Annotated in this window: 9 protein-coding genes; 2 read left to right on the forward strand and 7 right to left on the reverse strand. The window is 73.2% G+C overall.

What is annotated here, in order from left to right:
- The first annotated feature begins 107 nt into the window (after window positions 1-107).
- Window positions 108-3518: a M28 family peptidase gene (locus HII36_RS47050; RefSeq protein WP_328808212.1), complete on the forward strand. Its 3411-nt coding sequence runs from the start codon at window positions 108-110 to the stop codon at window positions 3516-3518.
- Window positions 3519-3579: 61 nt separating this feature from the next.
- On the opposite strand, the gene HII36_RS47055 is transcribed toward HII36_RS47050, so the two are convergent.
- The 6 genes from HII36_RS47055 to HII36_RS47080 all read right to left on the reverse strand — a co-directional run bounded on the left by HII36_RS47055 (window position 3580) and on the right by HII36_RS47080 (window position 12839).
- On the reverse strand, window positions 3580-6441 hold the full coding sequence (locus HII36_RS47055) for an ATP-binding protein (RefSeq protein ID WP_173529887.1): 2862 nt from the start codon (window positions 6439-6441) through the stop codon (window positions 3580-3582).
- Window positions 6442-6583: 142 nt separating this feature from the next.
- Window positions 6584-7651 carry a DUF917 domain-containing protein gene (locus tag HII36_RS47060; protein WP_173529888.1) on the reverse strand — a complete coding sequence of 356 codons (1068 nt, stop codon included), beginning with the start codon at window positions 7649-7651 and terminating at the stop codon, window positions 6584-6586.
- Window positions 7644-9161 carry a hydantoinase/oxoprolinase N-terminal domain-containing protein gene (locus HII36_RS47065; protein ID WP_173529889.1) on the reverse strand — a complete coding sequence of 506 codons (1518 nt, stop codon included), beginning with the start codon at window positions 9159-9161 and terminating at the stop codon, window positions 7644-7646. Before HII36_RS47065 ends, HII36_RS47060 begins: the two co-directional genes overlap by 8 nt.
- A 17-nt stretch (window positions 9162-9178) precedes the next feature.
- Window positions 9179-10501, reverse strand: coding sequence for a purine-cytosine permease family protein (locus tag HII36_RS47070; RefSeq protein ID WP_173529890.1), 1323 nt, complete (start codon window positions 10499-10501; stop codon window positions 9179-9181).
- Between the two features lie 26 nt (window positions 10502-10527).
- Complete coding sequence (locus HII36_RS58990; RefSeq protein WP_173529891.1) at window positions 10528-11847, reverse strand: hydantoinase/oxoprolinase N-terminal domain-containing protein; 1320 nt, start codon at window positions 11845-11847, stop codon at window positions 10528-10530.
- The gene (locus tag HII36_RS47080; protein ID WP_173529892.1) at window positions 11844-12839 is read right to left on the reverse strand and encodes a DUF917 domain-containing protein; all 996 of its coding nucleotides are present in this window, start codon (window positions 12837-12839) and stop codon (window positions 11844-11846) included. The genes HII36_RS58990 and HII36_RS47080 overlap by 4 nt, the downstream gene beginning before the upstream one ends.
- Before the next feature lie 88 nt (window positions 12840-12927).
- On the opposite strand from HII36_RS47080, the gene HII36_RS47085 reads away from it, so the two are divergent.
- On the forward strand, window positions 12928-14298 hold the full coding sequence (locus HII36_RS47085; protein WP_173529893.1) for a PucR family transcriptional regulator: 1371 nt from the start codon (window positions 12928-12930) through the stop codon (window positions 14296-14298).
- A gap of 19 nt (window positions 14299-14317) precedes the next feature.
- Here the strand turns inward: HII36_RS47085 and HII36_RS47090 are convergent, their stop codons facing one another.
- Window positions 14318-14527, reverse strand: a complete 210-nt coding sequence (locus HII36_RS47090; RefSeq protein ID WP_173529886.1) for a hypothetical protein — start codon at window positions 14525-14527, stop codon at window positions 14318-14320.
- Window positions 14528-14738: the final 211 nt, after the last annotated feature.

Genomic DNA, 14738 nt, shown 5'->3' on the forward strand with positions numbered 1-14738 from the left:
CCATTTCCCTGTGTGCCCACCGCCTGGCGGATCCCCGGCGGTGTGGCCGTCGTCGTGCGCTCACAAGTGCTCCGGCCAGGGAGAACGCCGAAAGGAGCAACACCGAAGTGAAACGCAAAGCCTTAGTCGCCGCGGTCGTGGGCATCGCCACGGCCGCGTCCATGGCGTTGGTAGCGTCACCCGCGAACGCCTCTCCTCCCGGAGCCAACAAGGCCCAGGAGAACACTGGCGCACTCGCGCTCGCGGCGGCGGCCGACCCGTCGTCGCTCGCGGCGGCAGTGGCCGACCAGGCGGTCGCCAGCGGGCTCGACAAGCTGAGCAAGGGTCCCGACGAGGCCTACCGCAGGGTGGGCGTCACTCCCGGCGCCAGCGACATGTACTACGTCGCCTACGAGCGGACCTACAAGGGCCTGCCCGTGGTCGGCGGCGACGCGGTCGTCGTCACCGACGCGGCCGGGAACGTCCGCGACACCACGGCGGCGGCCGGGCCGAGCCCGGCCAACGTGCCGACCAGGGCGTCGATCAGCGCGGCCCGGGCCACCGACGTCGCCAAGACCCGGCTCAGCCGCGTGGACGACACCGCCGCCCCCCGGCTGGTGGTGCTCGCCTGGGGTGCTCAGCCGAAGCTGGCGTGGGAGGCCGTGGTCTCCGGCATCGCCGACGGCAAGCCGAGCATCCAGCACGTCTTCGTGGACGCGAAGACCGGCAGGTACGTCGACTCCTACGACCTGGTACGCGCGGGCACCGGCAACGGCTACTACAACGGCCAGGTCACCATTGACACGGCCGCCACGTCGATGACCGACTCGACCCGTCCCGGCATCCAGTGCGGCGGCCAGAACGGCTCCGCCTACACCGGCACCGACGACAACTGGGGCAACGGCCAGGGCACCAACCTGGAGACGGCCTGCGTCGACACCCTGTACGCCGTGCAGCGCGAGTGGAACATGCTGCGCGACTGGCTGGGCCGCAACGGCATCAACGGCAGCGGCCGCGGCTTCCCGGCCCGCGTCGGCCTGGCCGACGTGAACGCGTACTGGAACGGCAGCTACACCAACTTCGGCCGCTCCCAGGACGGCCAGCGCCAGGTCACCCCGATCGACGTGGTCGCGCACGAGTACGGCCACGCCATCTTCCAGACCACCCCGGGTGGCGCCGGCTCCGGCAACGAGAACGGCGGGCTCAACGAGGGCACCGGCGACATCTTCGGCGCGCTCACCGAGGCCTACGCCAACAACCCGAACGACCCGGCGGACTACCTGGTCGGCGAAGAGGTCAACCTCGTCGGCAGCGGCCCGATCCGCAACATGTACAACCCGAGTCTGGTCGGCAACGACCCGAACTGCTACTCGTCGCAGATCCCGAACACCGAGGTGCACGCCGCGGCCGGCCCCCTGAACCACTGGTTCTACCTGCTGGCCGAGGGCAACAACCCCGGTGGCGGCAAGCCGTCCAGCCCGATCTGCACCGGCGGTCCCTCCTCGGTGACCGGCATCGGCATCCAGAATGCCGGCAAGATCTTCATGGGCGCGCTGGGACGCAAGACCTCGTCCTGGCGGTACGTGAACGTCCGCACCGCTTCGGTGGCGGCGGCGATCGAGCTGTTCGGCGCCAACAGCGCCGAGTGCAACACGGTCAAGGCGGCGTGGAGCGCGGTCAGCGTTCCGGCGCAGTCCGGTGAGGGCGCCTGCGGTACCGCGCAGAACGACTTCTCGATGTCGCTCAACCCGTCCGCGGGCACCACCGAGCCCGGCACGCAGGTGAGCACCACGGTCAACACCCAGACCACGCAGGGCAGCCCGCAGACGGTCAACCTGAGCGCGACCAACCTGCCCGCCGGTGTCACCGCCAGCTTCAACCCGACCTCGGTGACCTCGGGCAACTCCTCGACCCTGGCGCTGAACGTGGCCGCCTCGGCCGCGCAGGGCACGTACCAGATCTCGGTCAGGGGCGCCGGCTCCACCACGCACACCGCGACGTACACGCTCACGGTGGGCGACGGCCCGGACCCGACGGACCCGCCGGACATCGCCCTGGCCAACGTCAAGTCGCACATCGCGCAGTTCCAGACGATCGCCAACAACAACGGCGGCAACCGCAGGTCGACCGGCCCCGGCTACACGGCCTCGGTCAGCTACATCGAGCAGAAGCTGCGGGCCGCGGGCTACACCGTGACCAGGCAGACCTGTGCCTCGGGCTGCACCAGCGGCTCGGGACCGAACCTGATCGCCGACTGGCCTGGCGGTGACCCGAACCAGGTCATCATGTCCGGCGCCCACCTGGACGGCGTCGCCGCAGGACCGGGCATCAACGACAACGCCTCCGGCTCCAGCGGTCTCCTCGAGGTCGCGCTGACGCTGGCCGCCAAGAACCCCACGATGACCAAGCACGTGCGGTTCGGCTGGTGGACCGACGAGGAGCAGGGACTCAACGGCTCCGAGTACTACGTCTCGCAGCTGCCCTCCACCGAACGGCAGAAGATCAAGGTCTACTACAACTACGACATGATCGGCTCGCCCAACGGCGGCTACTTCATCAACAACATCACCACCACCGGCGCCTCCTTCCTGAAGGAGTTCTACGACAAGCTGCGCCTGCAGCCGGAGGAGAACACCGAGGGCGCGAACCGCTCCGACGACGCCTCCTTCCGCAACGCGGGCATCGCCAGCTCGGGCGTGGCCGCCGGCGCCAGCTACACCAAGACGCAGGCGCAGGCCACCAAGTGGGGCGGCACGGCCGGCCGGGCGTACGACTCCTGCTACCACGCCGCCTGTGACAACTCCAGCAACATCAACGACACCATCCTCGACCGGGCCTCCGACGCCGCGATGTACGCGGTGTGGAAGCAGGCCGTCGGCGGCGACCCGCTGCCGCGCGACTTCTCCATGGCGGCCAACCCGGGCTCGGGTACGGTTCAGGCCGGTGCCACGGCCACCACGTCCATCGGCACCACCACCACGAACGGCACTGCGCAGACGGTGAACCTGTCCGCCAGCGGCCTGCCCTCCGGCGCCACGGCCAACTTCAACCCGGCCTCGGTGACCTCGGGCAACTCCTCCACCCTGACGATCTCGACGGCGCCGACCACCCCGTCGGGCACCTACACGGTGACCGTGACGGGAACCGGTGAGACCACGACGAAGAGCACGTCGTACTCGCTCACCGTCCAGGGCGACACGGGTGGCAGGACGTTCACCAACGACACCGACTACCAGATCCGTGACTACAGCAACACGCAGAGCTCGATCTCGTCCATCGCGACGGGCACCACGACCTCGCTCAAGCTGTCGATCACGATCAACCACACCTGCGCCGAGGACCTCGACATCTGGGTGCGGGGACCGAACGGCCAGTGGTACGTGGTCGACAGGTACGGCGGCACGACCTGCACGCCGTACGGCACCAGGACCTTCACGGTTCCGGTGAACCAGCAGGCCGGCGGCACCTGGACCCTCGACATCGAGGACGTCTACGCCGGTGACATCGGGTTCCTCGACTCCTGGAGCATCACCGTCTAGTCAAGGAGAACCCGGAGAACCACGGGTCCCGGCCGAGCCCCCTCCCGGCCGGGACCCCCCTTCACGAAGGAGGTTCGATCTCGTTGCGGGTGCGCACGCCGAGCTTCTGCAGGACCTTCGCCACGTGCGTGTCGACGGTGCGCCGCGACAGGAACAGCACTTCGGCGATCTCCCTGTTCGTCCGGCCCATCGCCACCAGCCTGGCCACCTCGGCCTCGCGCGGCGACAGCACCCCGCTCCTGCCCTTCCTGCCGCCCTTGCGCGGCACGCCCGCCGCCCCGGTCTCCCGCAGCAGCCGACGGCAGCGGGCCGCGTCGTGGGTGGCGCCCAGTGCGGCGTACCGCTCGGCCGCGCCGGCCACCAGGTCGGTCGCGGCCTTGCTGTCGCCCAGCTCCAGCAGCGCGGCCGCCTCGGCTTCCGCCGCCCGCGCCGCGACGTACGGCGCCGGCATCGTCTCGTACGCGGCCCGCGCCCGGGCGTGGCAGGCCGCCGCCTCCTCGAAGCGCCCCGCGGCCTGGGCCAGGATGCCGCGCGCGGTCTCCAGCGCTGCCTCGGCGGACGGCGCCGTCCTGCCGACGATGCCCGCGGCCAGCTCGGACGTCAGCTCCGCGGCCTCCTCCGGCCTGCCGGACTTCAGCAGCGCGGTGACCGTGGGCGGCACCAGATGATCGGCCCACATCCACACGCCCTTGCGGCGCAGCCAGGTCAGCGCCCGCCCGGCCTCCTCCAGCGCGGCGGGCACGCAGTCGCGGGCCAGGTGCAACTCGACCAGAGCGCCGGACGCGGCCGCGGCCACCGGCAGGAACGCCGACTCCAGGTCGCGCACGCCGGCCGCCTCCAGATGGTCGCCGGCCTCCTCCCACTCGCCCCTGGACAGGGCCATCATGCCGAGCGCGAGCCGGGCGTCCACGGCCAGCAGCGGCGCTTCGAGCGTCATCTCGACGGCGGCGACCGCGCGTTCCCACAGCCCGTCCCAGCGGCCGGTCAGCAGGGCGAGCCGGATCGAGGAGACCTCGACGAGGTAGGCCGAGTAGAGCGCGCCGGTCTCCTCGGCGATCCGCCTGGCCCGGCGGGCCCACCGCTCGGCCGTGCCGTAGTGGCCGAGCGCGGTCGCCGCGTCGCACAGGTTGGAGTAGCCGCGCGCGGCCTGCCTGCGCACCGCCGGCGACGGGTGGTCGGCGGGCAGCGTGTCGGCCAGGTCGAACGCCGTGGCGTCGCCGGTCAGCATGGCGTGGCTGATCTTGTTGGCCAGTACGGTGGCCTTCTGTTCCGGGTCGCCGGCCTTGGCCACCAGGCGTTCCGCCTGCTCCATCCACTGCCGGTGGGTGGCCAGCGTCTCGTCGCCCCAGGAGGGCATCGCCAGCAGGGCCAGGCCGCGGGCGGCGATGCCGGGCTGGTCGTCCAGGTCGGGGATCGCGGCCATGACCTCGCGCCTGCCCTCGGCGATCGCGCCCGCCTGGTTGGCCAGCAGCACGCCCAGGTTGAGCCTGGCCTCGCCGCGCACCCGGCGCGACAGGAAGTCGTCGGACAGCAGGTGGCGCAGCAGCCGGACGACCCGGCGGTGCGAGAGCCCGATCGCGGCCAGCTTGCTGAGCTGCAGCACCAGCGGGCCGCGGGCCTCGCGGGGCAGCTTGGGGTCGGCGAGCATGCCTTCGAGCACCTCGACGGCCAGCGGGATGTCGTCCAGCGCGGCGGCGTGGTCGGCGGCGGCGCTGCCGTGGCGCTGCCAGGCCTCGAAGTCGCCGGCGCACCTGGCGTGGTAGGCGAGCTGCACCAGCGGCGGCGGGTCGAGCGTGGTCAGCGCGGCCATCGCCCGCTTGTGGGTCAGCCGCCGGTCGGGTCCTGGGATGGCGTCGTAGACCGCCTGCTGGGCCAGGGCGTGGCGGAAGCCGTACTGGCCGTCGGCGTGCTCGAGCAGGACGCCGGCCTTGAGCGCCTGACGCAGCCCGGCGCCCGGCGGCGCGACGTCGCCCGACACGGCCGCGATCAGCGGCTCGTCGGCGGGCAGCCGCAGCACGGCGGCGGCGTGCACCGCGTGCAGCGCGGCCGGCGACAGGCCGGTGAGCTGCTCGGCCATCGCCTCGCGCAGCAGCAGCGGCACGGTGATGCGGTCGAGCACGTCCGATTCCTCCTCGCCGCCGGGCAGCAGGGCCTCGCCGTCGATCAGCGCGCGGACCACCTCCTCGATGACGAAGGGGACGCCGGCCGTGCGCTCGTGCAGCTTGGCCGCGAAGTCCAGCGACAGCGCCCGGCCGAGCAGCGCCCCGGTCAGGCTGCGCACGCCAGCCACGTCGAGCGGGGTCAGCGAGATGACCTCGGTGTTGGCCCCAGGCGTGCGCCGGTAGGCGTGGCCGAACGGCAGCCCGGGCACCGGCAGGCCCTCGCGGCGGAACGTCACCACCAGCGACAGCCCGTCCGGCGGCTGGTCGGTGAGGAACCGCAGCAGGTCGCGGGTGCCGTCGTCGGCCCAGTGCAGGTCTTCCACCACCAGCACGACGGGCGCGGCGGCGGCCAGCAGGGCGTGCACGGCGCGGAAGAGCCGGTGCCGCTCGGCGCGCGGGTCGTCGAGCGGCGACGGCGAAGGCGCCGGCGGCAGGTGCCCGGCCAGTTCGGGCAGGTGCCCGCGTAACGCGCCGATGACCGGGTTAAGCCGGTCGCGGTCGGGCAGCGCGCCCGCCACGTGCCGCAGCGCGTCGAAGACCGGGCCGTACGGGAACGGCTCGCGGATCTGGTGGCAGTGGCCGAGCAGCACCGTGCGCGCGTCGTCTCTGAGCAGCTCGATGGCCGAGCGCACCAGCCGGGTCTTGCCGATGCCCGCCTCGCCCTGCACCAGGGTGACGGCAGGTGGACGCGTGATCGCGCCGAGGAGCGCGGCCAGCTGCGCTTCCCGTCCGACCAGCGCAGGAGAAGCGTGGCTAGTCATCGGCGTCTCCGAAACAGTTGGGGTTTACTGTCCCTGCCGAAATACTGTTATCTACTACCAATCGTCGGCGGGTCAACCCTCAAGTGACAGTCGGGCAAACCTTCGGGTCAACCGCACGACGAACCTGAATGGAGCATAGAGGTTAGACGGCCAGCGGGAGATAGTCGCAGTCGTAGCCGAAATAACGCGGCCCGGCCAGTTCCAGCCCGCCCGGCGTGGTCCACCGGGGGTCGCAGGGCGCGGCGACGACGGTGACACGCAGTCCGTAGCGCATGGCCTCGGTGGTCACCGGCTCGCCCGAGTAGGTGTCGAGCACGCAGATCAGGTCGGGCGTGGTGGCCACGATCTCGCCGTCCCTGCGGGCCAGCAGGTGCTCGTTCTGGAAGCTCAGCTCCAGCTTGCCGGTGCCGCCCTGGACGCTCTCCAGCAGGGCCTGGCCGCGGGCGAAGCCGCCGGTGGTGCGGCGTTCGACGTCCACGATCTTGCCGGTGAACAGGCGCACGCCGCCGAGCACGCTCTGGGCGGCGGCGACCGGGTCGGCGTGCGCGGCCCTGGCCTCGCGCACCGCCCTGCCCAGGTTCTCCGCGAGCGTCAGCGTGGCCGGGACCAGGCCGTCGCGGAGCTGGTCGCCGCGCATGACCGTGTCGGCGCACGAGACCTGGCAGCCCATCTGCACGCACGCGGCCCTGGCCAGCCGCTCGGCCCACACGTTGGAGATCGTGTCGACGACCAGCGTGTTGCCCTTGTCGTCGGCGAGCGCCATCGGCGTGTTGGACACGTCGATCAGCGTCGGCAGCACCATCTGCGCCTCGGGGAAGGCGCGGCCCATCGCGTCGCCGTCCACCAGGGGCAGGCCCGCCTGCGCGGCGGCGGCGATGGGGATCATCGAGTTCACGCCGCCGACCTCGATCGGCACGAGGTGGGTGGCCGGGCGGCCGAGCACCGACTCCAGCGCGCGCAGCGCGGTCAGTTCCTCCGTCCCGGCCGGCAGCTTCTCCAGCAGCACGGTGGGCGCGCCCATCCCGGAGATCGCGACGACCGTCGCGTCCGCGGGCACCTCGTCGATGTCGTAGACGCGCACCGGGCCGTGCCTGCGGATGGCCTCGCGGGCAAGCAGCTTGCCGACGTACGGGTCGCCGCCGCCGCCGGTGCCCAGGATGCCGGCGCCGCGCGCCATGTCGTCGAGCTGGTCGATCCCGATCTCACGCATTCATCTTCTCCAGGTCCAGGTCGCCGACCGCCTTGACCTTGATCCGGGTGGCGTCACCCGGCAGGTAGGCCAGCGGCAGTTCCTCCACGTCCACGATCCGCACGCTGCCCGCGCGCGCTCCCGCCCGCTCGGCGCGGGCCACGGCCTCGGACTTGGCCTCGCTCAGTACGGCTTCGCGCGGGCCGGAGAAGACCCGGTCCACCTCGCCGCCGACCTGGGCGATGGCCGCGCCGACCGCGTTGGCCACCTCGAAGTGGTCCGGCTTGCGCACGTCGGCGAAGCCGGGCAACTCGTCGATGAGGATGCTGCCGCCGCCGACCAGCACCACGGGCAGCGGCGCCGGCGAGGTACGCATGCGGTCCACCGCCTCGGCGATCCGCTCGGCGATGAGCTTCAGCGAGTGGCCCGGGTCGACCCCGGCCACCAATGACGGGTCGCCGATGACCGCCTGACCCGCGGCCACGGCCAGGTCGGTGGCGGTGAGCGTGTCGCCGCCGAACACCCGTGCCCGCTCGGTCAGCCGGTAGCCGACGCTGCGCGGGCCGACCGAGCCGTCCTCGGCCACGATCGAGCCGCCGCCGATGCCGATCGACAACACGTCCGGGATGCGGAAGTTCGTGCGCACCTCGGCCACCAGCGCCTCGCCCGCCGCCTCGCGCGGGAAGCCGCCGGCCAGGATGCCGATGTCGGACGTGGTCCCGCCGATGTCCACCACCGCGCAGTCGGTCAGCCCCGACAGGTACGCCGCGCCGCGCATCGAGTTCGTCGGCCCGGACGCGAACGTCGCCACCGGGTAGCGGCGGGCGTGCGCCACGTCCATCAGCGTGCCGTCGTTCTGCGACAGGAACAGCGGCGCGTCGATGCCCGCCACCCGCAGCGCCGCACCGAACGCGGCCACCGTGCGGCCGGCCAGCGGGCGCAGGGCGGCGTTCACGATCGTGGCGTTCTCCCTGGCCAGCAGGCCGACCCTGCCGATCTCGCTCGACAGCGACACGTGCACGTCAGGACCGAGCTCGGCGGCCAGTATCTCCGCGGCCCGCCGCTCCGACTCGTCGCTGACCGGGGAGAACACCGACGAGATCGCCACTGAGCGCAGGCCGCGGGCGGCGATGTCACGGGCGACCCGGCGCAGCTCGTCCGGGTCGAGCGGCGAGATCGGCGTGCCGTCGTACTCGTGGCCGCCGTGCACCAGGTACACCGCGCCCTCGACGACCTGACGCAGCCGCTCGGGCCAGTCGACCAGCGGCGGCAGCGCGGCCGTGGCGGGCAGGCCGAGCCGCACCGCCGCGACCGGCTCCAGCCGCGCGGCCTCCACCAGGGCGTTCACGAAGTGCGTCGTGCCGATCATCACCGCGGACACCTGGGTGGCGCCGAGTGCTTCGAGCGCGGCCGCGACGCCGCCGGTGACGTCCTCGGTGGTGGGGGACTTGACGGTGGCCAGCACCCGGCCGCCGTCGTCGATCAGGGCGGCGTCGGTGTTGGTCCCGCCGACGTCGATACCGATACGCATGAATGTGGGACTTTCTGTCAGACGGTGAGTGCGGGCTGCTCGACCGGTATCTCCCGTGACGGGCGGACCAGGCCGAGCTTGCCCGCGACGACGTACGCGACGCCGGCCAGGACGAGTGAGTTCAGCGCCGGGATGCCGAACCACTGGTAGTGATCGCTGAGCCAGCCGACCAGCGCGGCGGACGCCCAGATCACCAGCGTGGCGGGCACCCAGGTGGGCTCGGTGTCGGGCAGGCGGCCCGCGGCCCTGGAGGCGTCCAGCGCTGGACGCCAGCGCCGCACCACGAAGTACTCGGCCACCATGATCCCGGCGATCGGCGGCGTGATGACGCCGAGGATCAGCAGGAAGTCGGTGAACCGCTCCAGGATGCCCAGCGCGGCCAGGACGCTGCCCAGCACGCCGATGCCGATGGTGACGGCCACCCGGTTCAGCCGCACGCCGATCGTCGTCTCGACGGCGTTGAGCAGGCCGAGCGCGGAGGAGTACAGGTTCCAGTTGTTGATCTTCACGGTGGCGGAGATCAGCACGATGACGCCGACCACGCCGGACGACGCCGTGATGATGGCGATCACGTCCGACGACTTGACCGCGTACGCCAGCAGCACGCCCGCCAGGCCGAGCACGTACTCGCCGAGCGAGATGCCGACCAGCGTCTGCTTCACCACGTCACCGGCGTTGCGGTTGAACCTGGTCATGTCGGGCGTGGTGACCGCGCCCACGATGTACGAGCCGGCCACGATGGTCGCGCCGGTCGCGATGCTGATCGGCTCGCCGAACGGCGGCGAGGCCACCAGCGTGCCCAGGTCGTGCCGGGAGATCTCCACCCACATCGCCCACCCGGCCAGGCCGAGAAAGGCGGGCACGGTGATGAACGCGGTCATGCCCATCGCCTTGAAGCCCCGGATGACCAGCAACGTCACCCCGATGCCCGCCACGACCGCCCAGGCCTGCAGCGGCAGCCAGGACATGATCGAGTGCAGGCCGCGGGCGAACACCGCGGTCTGCACGCCGAACCAGCCGAACAGGCTCAGCGCGATGATGATGCCGATCAGGGTGGAGCCGTACCGGCCGAAACCGGTCCAGCGGGCCAGCAGCGAGGTCGACAACCCCTCACGCATGCCGGCGATGCCGACGAAGATGCAGACGACCTCCAGGATCACCGAACCGAGCGTGAACGCCCAGAACGCGCCCCAGAAGGACAGACCCGCGCCAAGTGCGGCGCCGAGCAGGAACTGCGTCAGGTCGGAGAGCTGGCCGAAACGCTGCACGGCCACGTTGAACCAGGAGTAGCGGGCGCCTGGCGGCACCCGCTCCAGGGGGTAGTCCGAGTCGGTTGTCATGGACCTCGACCTTTCTGCGGGGGGTTTCACAACCGCGAGGCAGGGCCGGCGGCCCTGGCGCGGAGTCTGAAGAACGGGCCTGGCAGGTAGGCCAGCCGCGTGTCGGAGACCTCGACGATCCGCACGTGCCTGGGGTCGGCGCCGGCCCGCACCGCGGCCGCCCTGGCCTCCTCCGCCACCGGTTCGAGCGCGGCGGCCAGCGCCGACCGGTCGGGCAGGCGGACGATCCGCTCGTACTGGCCGCCGACCGGGCTGACCGCCGCGCCGATCGCGCCGGCCGTGAGCCCGTGCTCGGGCCGCAGCCCCTCGGGCACGGCGTGCGCGCCGCCGCCGACCACGACCAGGGGCAGACGTCCCGCGCCGGGCTGGAGCCGGTCCACCGCCTCGGCCAGCTCGGCCGGGTCGGCCGGGCGCGGCACCCTGATCAGCGCCGGGATGCGGATGCCGACGGGCACGCCGCCGATGCCGGCTCCGCCCACGGCCTCCTCGGGCCAGCCGCCGGCCAGCGCGCCCACCCTGATCCGGTGCGCGCCCACGTCGGCGACGATCGCGTCGTCCAGGCCGGTCAGCATGCCCGCGCCGCGCAGCACGCTGGCCGGGCCGCTGCCCAGGCTCAGCCCGGGGTGCCTGGCCAGGTGCTCCAGGCTCATCAGCGTGCCGTCGCCGCGCGTCACGTGCGCCGCCGCGCCGGGACACAGCCCGGCCAGCGTGCGGGCCAGCCGGTCCGCGACGTCGGACGCGAAACCGGACAGCGCGGCGTCCAGCACGGTGGCGTTCTCGCGTTCCAGCAGGCCGAGCGAGCCGAAGTCGGCCGACAGCGAGATCGGCAGGCTCGGCGAACCGCCCAGCTCGGCCCGGATGATCTCGGCCGCCTCGCGTTCCTGCTCGCCGTCGAGCGGGGAGAACAGGCCGGTGACGGCGAACGCCTCCGCCCGCCCGGCGACCTGGGCGGCGAACCTGGCCACCGCGTCGCGGTCCAGCGGGGTCCAGTCCTCGCGGTCCAGGCCGCCGCCGCCGTCCACGATCTCCGTGCCCGCGCTGACCGCCGCGCGCAGGTCGTCCGGCCAGCCGAACAGCGGGCGCACCGCGCGCGCGGAGTCGCCGCTGATGCGCAGCACGGCCACCTTGCGCAGGCCGCGCCGCCGCGTCACGGCGGTCGCCGCGCCGCGCAGCCCGACCGCCACCCTGGTCAGCTCCCGCCTGGGCAGGCGGCCCAGCGCGGTACGCACGCCGGCCACCGGGTCGTCGGGCACGGAGGCGACCTTGACGGTGGCCACGACGCGGTCCTCGTCGTCGAGCAGGGCGGCGTCGGTGTTGGTCGGCCCCACGTCCACGCCCGCCCTCACGACGCGTCTCCCGGGCGCGCGGGGGCCGGCAGGCCGGTGAGCCCGAAGGCGGACGGACCGGCCAGGCGCAGGCCCTCAGGGGTGTGCCAGACCGGGTCGCAGGGCACGCGCAGCACCCGCACCCGCAGCCCGTACTTGACCTGATCGGTCTGCACCACCTCGCCGCTCCTGGTGTCGAGCAGCGCGATCACGTCGGGGACCGCCGCCAGCGGCACGCCGTCCTCGATGACCGCCAGGTACTCGCTGCCCGCCTCGACCCGGACCAGCCGGCCCTGGTCGGGGCCGAGCCCTTCGATCAGGATCGAGCCCGCCGCCTCCGCCACCTTGCCGGTGACCAGGGGCTCGGGCAGCGATGTGCCCAGCCGCACCGCGCGGGTGACCGAGCCGAGCGCGGTGGCGCCGGCCACCTGGTCGCCGCGCAGGACGTACTCGCTGGTCGCCACCTGCCCGCCGAACGCCTCCAGCGAGGCCCGCACCAGCCGTTCCAGCCAGGCGCCCGTCACGTGGTCGATGACCAGCGTCCTGCCTCGCTCGTCGCACACCACGGCCGGTGTCGGCGCGATGCCGCGCAGCTGCATCACGGTCTGGTCCATGCGGGGGAAGGCGCGGCTCATGCCGTCGGCGTCCACCAGCGGCAGCCCGATGCGGGCCGCCCAGGCGACCGCCAGGCAGCCGTTCGCGCCGCCGATCTCGCTGGCCATCACCGCGCCGACGCGCGCGCCGTACAGCTCCTCGATCTTGTCGCGCAGGTACGCCGCCTCGTTCACCCCGCCGACCCGCTCGGCCATGACGGCCGTGGATCCGGCCGTCCCGATGGGCATGACCAGCATGGACGGATCCAATTCGGCCGCCTGGACGACGCGGACGGGGCCGTGATCCGCCAGCGCCTGGAGCGCGGCGGCCCGCGCGATCGCGACGGGGCCGCCACCCCCTGATCCGAGTACGGCGCATCCCCGCGCGAACGCGGGGAGCAGCCCGGTATCGACATCCACCTGTTCAGGCTATGAAATCGCAGGTCAAGGCATATGTGCTGGGAGCACCTGGATTCGGGAACGGGTGTGCTGGTGGCACACTGGAGTCATGTACCTGGTGGACGAACTGCGGAAACTCGCCGGCCCCGCGACTGCGCGAGTGGCCACGGGGGTGCGGCTCGTGGAGGATCCGACGTCGGTGTCGGGTCAGCCGGCCGGGTCCGTCCTCGTGCTGACGGCGGCGGCCTCCAGGCAGGTCGCGGGATACCGGCTGGACGTGGCGCTGCGCGACGCGGCGGCGGCCGGGGTGTCCGCCCTGGTGCTGACGACCCCCGCCGAGGTCGATCGCAGCGCCGTCGCACTCGCCGAGCGCGGCGGCGTCACGCTGCTGACCGCCTGCGACCACCTCGCGTCGGGCGGCGACCTGGCCGGGCTGGTCGTCTCCATCGACCGGGCCATCGCCGGCGACGCCGCGGACGCCCTGGTCAGGGCCGCGCGGGCGGTGGACGGCGTGCTGCGCGCGGCCGGCGCGCCCGAGCGCGTCGCCGCGGCCGCGAGCGCGGCGCTGGGCGTCGAGGTCCACGCGGAAGGCACCGCGTTCTCCCTGGCCGGCGCCGTTCCCCCGGGCGGGCACCGGGGGACGGCCGCCGGGATCGTGCTCCGGCTGGCCGAGCTGGCCGCAGCGGCCGGCCCGGCCGACGAACAGCCGGGACGCTCCCGCGCCCAGCTGCTGACCGAGCTGCTGGTCGCCCCGGAGAAGCAGGCGCAGGAACTGGCGCCACGGGCCAGGGCGGTCGGGCTGCCGGTGGACGAGTGGCACGTCGTCCTGCGGCTGGAGCCCGTCATGGACGAAGGCCCAGAACGGTACGCGCTGCTCGACACCGTGGCCTCCAGGACGGTGCGCGCCGTCCGCGAGATCGCCGGCCCGACCTGGAACGCGGCGCTGGCCGGCGACGCGCTCGTGGTCGTCCGGACCCAGGCGCGCGACGAGGGCCGGGCCGGTCCGCGCGCGGCGGTCCGCGACGCCGGCCTGCTGCTCGACCGGGTCCGACCGGCCGGGGCCGAGCTGCGGTGCGGGGTGAGCACCGCGCACCAGGGGCTGCTCGGGCTGCGCACGTCCGCCTCAGAGGCCCGCACCGCGCTGCGCCGCAGCCCGCTCCCGCTGGCCACCTACGACCTGGCGGGCCTGGACCGGATGCTGGAGGAGTGGTACTCCTCCGACGCCGCCCAGCAGGCGGTACGCGAGCTGCTGCAGCCCATTCTCGACCTGGGCGGTGACCGTCCCGGGCACCTGATCGCGATCCTGCGCGCCTACCTCGACCACCACGGCTCGCCGGCCCGCGCGGCCGAGGAACTGCACATGCATCGCAACGCGATCGGCAGGAACATCCGGCGCATCGGGGCGCTGCTGCAGGCGGACCTCGACGACCCGCAGCAGCGGCTCGCGCTGCAACTGGCCTGCCGGGCCGCCCGCATCTGACCCTCGCGGCCCGCGCAGGTCAGGAGGTGCCGCGGCGGCGTCTGGTGAGGAGGAGCAGCAGCAGGCCGGCGGCCGTCAGTGAGCCCGCGGCGGCGGCCAGCTTCTCGATCGGGCCGCCGGTCATCGGCAGCCGCCCGTCGTGGGGCGGCAGGCCGGGACCGGCATCGGGACGGTGCCCGCGCGCGTGCCCATTCCCGTGCCCGTGGCCCGGCTTGGGTCGCAGGTCCATGTTGACGTCGATGTCCGGCCCGTGACCATGACCGGGATCATCGGGTCCCGGTCGCGGGGGCGGCGGCGGTGCCGTGGTGGGCGTCGCAGTCGGCGTGGGCGTGGGCGTGGGCGTCGGGGTTGGTGTCGGTGTCGGTGTCGGTGTCGGTGTCGCGGACAGCGTCGGTGTCGGCGTTGGGGTTGGGGTTGGGGTTGGCGTCGGTGTCGGGGTT

The sequence above is a fragment of the Nonomuraea antri genome, from assembly GCF_013283785.1.
GTDB lineage: Bacteria > Actinomycetota > Actinomycetes > Streptosporangiales > Streptosporangiaceae > Nonomuraea > Nonomuraea antri.